This is a genomic window from uncultured Thiodictyon sp. (assembly GCA_903837595.1).
Lineage (GTDB): Bacteria > Pseudomonadota > Gammaproteobacteria > Chromatiales > Chromatiaceae > Thiodictyon.
In genome coordinates, this window is the sequence record CAILVI010000207.1 from 1 (window position 1) to 3280 (window position 3280).

The 3280-nt window shown below is 64.7% G+C and carries 4 protein-coding genes; all 4 read left to right on the plus strand.

The window, feature by feature from the left end:
* Positions 1 to 203 (plus strand): hypothetical protein (locus QZY44_RS11185; RefSeq protein WP_295446184.1); only part of this gene is annotated, 203 nt, incomplete at its 5' end.
* Between the two features lie 80 nt (positions 204 to 283).
* Entirely contained in the window at positions 284 to 775 is a 492-nt protein-coding gene (locus QZY44_RS11190; RefSeq protein ID WP_295446186.1) for a DUF6515 family protein, read from the plus strand.
* Positions 776 to 856: 81 nt separating this feature from the next.
* Positions 857 to 1258 carry a hypothetical protein gene (locus QZY44_RS11195; protein ID WP_295446188.1) on the plus strand — a complete coding sequence of 134 codons (402 nt, stop codon included), beginning with the start codon at positions 857 to 859 and terminating at the stop codon, positions 1256 to 1258.
* A gap of 78 nt (positions 1259 to 1336) precedes the next feature.
* Positions 1337 to 3280 (plus strand): diguanylate cyclase (locus tag QZY44_RS11200; RefSeq protein WP_295446190.1); only part of this gene is annotated, 1944 nt, incomplete at its 3' end.

Genomic DNA, 3280 nt, shown 5'->3' on the forward strand with positions numbered 1-3280 from the left:
CACCAAAGTACACGCCTAGACGGCTGTCTGGCAAGGGGTACCTGAACAGTTACGCGGTCTTTACCTTCACCCCGGGCAAAGACGATCACGCCATTGCCATTGTCGACCAAGCGGCGGCCGGGGACGAGAGCGAAGACGAGAAGGCCCCAGACGAGGCGGCAGCCACCCCCTCCTCCACCACCACACCAGCGGCAACGCACTAAGGAGACGCAACATGAAACTCCTAACCAGACCAAGCTTCGTTCTGGCCGCTACCGGCGCTCTCTGTCTCGGGTCTACCCTGATGGCCTGGGATGCCGCGGCACGGCCCGGTGGTGGTGGCGGCGGCGGCGGCCGCGGTGGCGGCGGTGCCAGAACCTCGGTGAACCACGGTGGCGGTGGCGGCAACGTCAACCGGGGTGCCAACGTCAACCGCAATGCGAATGCCAATGTCAATCGCAACGTGAATGCCAATGTCAACCGCAATGCGAGCGCCAACGTTAATCGCAATGTGAATGCCAACGTGACTCGCAATGCCAACGTCAACGTCGACCGTAACGTGAACGTCAATGGCTACCGTGGCGGCTACAATAACGGCTGGAATCACCCGGTCGGAACGGGTTTGGCGGTGGTGGGGGCAGCGGCCGTCATCGGGTCGATCGTCTATTCTCTGCCGCCCTCCTGTTCGATGGTCCAGTCTGGTGGTGTCACCTACCAGCGGTGTGGTTCCACCTGGTATCAGCCGCGCTATTCCGGCACCAGCGTCCAGTATGTGGTCGTGAACTCTCCCTATTAGCAGAAGGTAGGCAAATCACTCGCCGGGTGCGCGTCCCGGCGGTGCCACGCCCCTGCCGACCGTCGACCCAAAGAGGGAAAAATGCCGTATGAAGTTTTGTGGGAGGGGCGGTGCAGCTATACCCGCTTCTGGGGTGAGCTTTCAGCACAGGAATACAACCAAGCTCAAGAGGTGGTCTTTGCTGACCCGCGCTTCGATATGCTTCGCTGCAAGATATCAGACTTCCTCGAGGTTACAAGCGTCTTTGTCACGAAAGAGGATGTGGAATATCTGGCGACGTATAACCACGGCCCTAACCTTACCAATCCAAATATCCGTTTCGTCTATGTCACCACAGACGCAACGATCATTGCGCTGATAAGGCACGCGGCGACGCTATCCGCCTATGAATTGGGCATTTTTCCCACTCTCAAGGAGGCAAGAAGCTGGGGCAGTGAAGGTACGACCAATCCCCCGAGGGGCACCCGCACTTGGGTAGGGTGAGCGGGGGGCCGTTGACGAACTTTTTCCGTACCGACGCGTGTCGGCCCCCTGACCGGACCATCCCACCCCGGACCCACCATGCCCTTTCTGAGCGAGCAGACCGACCGCATCCTGGCTGAGCGACTCGACCTGCTGCGCGGCGAGGCACCCAACGCTGCCGACCCGGCAGGCGTGGCCCATGACCTGCACGTCCATCAGATTGAACTGGAGCTCCAGAACCGGGAACTGCGCGCGGCCCAACAGGCGCTGGAGGAATCCCGTGATCGCTACGTGGACCTCTATGACTTCGCCCCGGTGGCCTATGCCACGCTCACCCGTGAGGGGCGAATCACCCAACTGAATCTGACCGCGGCCCAGTTGTTGGGCGTGGAGCGGTTGCAGGGCGAGGGCCTGTTTTTGGGGACGCGGCTGGCCCCCGGTGACGGCCGCGCCCTGCTCAGCAGCCTTGGCCGGGTGCTGTCGACGGGTGAGGAGGAATCCATTGAGGTCGGCCTGGGGCGCACGCCGACCACTCGGCGGGAGCTGCGCCTGACGCTGCGCTGCGAGCAGCCGCGCCTGCCTCAAGCGGCCCCGTCCACCTGCCGCGTGATCCTGGCGGACATCACCGAGATCACACAGGCGCGCGCCGCGCTGCTGGCTGAGCGGCATTTTCTCCAGTCGGTCATCGACGGGGTCAGCGAGCCCATCGTGGTCATCAGCACCGATTACCGGATCTTACTGATGAATCAGGCGGGACGGCAGGGGGCTGGCGTGCCGGCCGAAGGGCGCTGTGGGATGACCTGCTACAGCGCCATCTACGGCCGCAACGCCCCGTGCGACAGTGCGGATCATCGCTGTCCGGTGCCTGAAGTCCTGGCGGGTGGCAAGCCGGTGAAGGTGGTCCATCGCGACCTGGGGGCGGACGGTGAGACCCACTGGGTCGAGGTCATCGGCTCGCCGCTGCTCGACCTCACGGGCGCGGTGCTGGGCGTGATCGAGTCCTCGCGCGACATCACTGCGCACCTGCACCTGACCGCCCGGCTCCAGCAGCGCGAACGCCAACTGGAACACCTCGCCGAGCACGACCCACTGACCGGGCTGCCCAATCGCCTCCTGTTCGCCGATCGCCTGCACCAGGCGCTACGCCACGCGCACCGCGAGCAGCACAAGGTCGCCCTGCTGTTCGTCGATCTGGACCGCTTCAAGTCGATCAACGACGGCCTGGGACACCCGACCGGCGACCTGATCCTGCAGGAGGCCGCCCGGCGCATGCGCGCCCTGGTACGGGAGGGCGATACGGTCGCCCGCGTCGGGGGCGATGAGTTCACCGTGGTCCTGGGGGCATTGACGCAGGGGGCCGACGCGGGACTGATCGCCCATAAGCTGGTCGCGGCCTTCCAGGAACCCTTCGAGGTCGCCGACCGGCGGCTCTATGTCACCGCCAGTATTGGCATCTGCCTCTACCCCGATGATGGCGCTGACGTGGAGGCCCTGGTCCGCAACGCCGATGCGGCCATGTATCGCGCCAAGGAGAAGGGCCGTGACACCTTTCGCTTTTACACCGAGGAGATGACCGCGCAGGCACTGGCCCTGGTCTCGCTGGAGAGCGACCTGCGCCAGGCGCTGGCCCGTGGGCAGTTCGTGCTCTACTACCAATCCCAAGTCGAGCTCGCGACCGGACGCCTGGTCGGCTGCGAGGCACTGATCCGTTGGCACCACCCGGTGGCCGGCCTGATCGAACCAGGGCACTTCATCCCCTTGGCGGAGTCCATCGGGCTCATCGTCCCGCTCAGCGCCTGGGTAGTGCGCACCGCCGCCACGCAGATGAAGGCCTGGCACGACCAGGGTCTGCTGACAGATGCCGCCGTCTGGGTCAACCTATCGGGCCGCGACAACCAAGACCCGAACCTGGCCGCAACGATTGCGGGCATCTGTGCCGAGGTGGGTATGACCCCCGGCGGCCTGGCGGTCGAGATCACCGAGACCTGGATCATGACCAACCCGGACCTGGCGGCCGCGACGATTGCGCGCCTGCAAGCCATG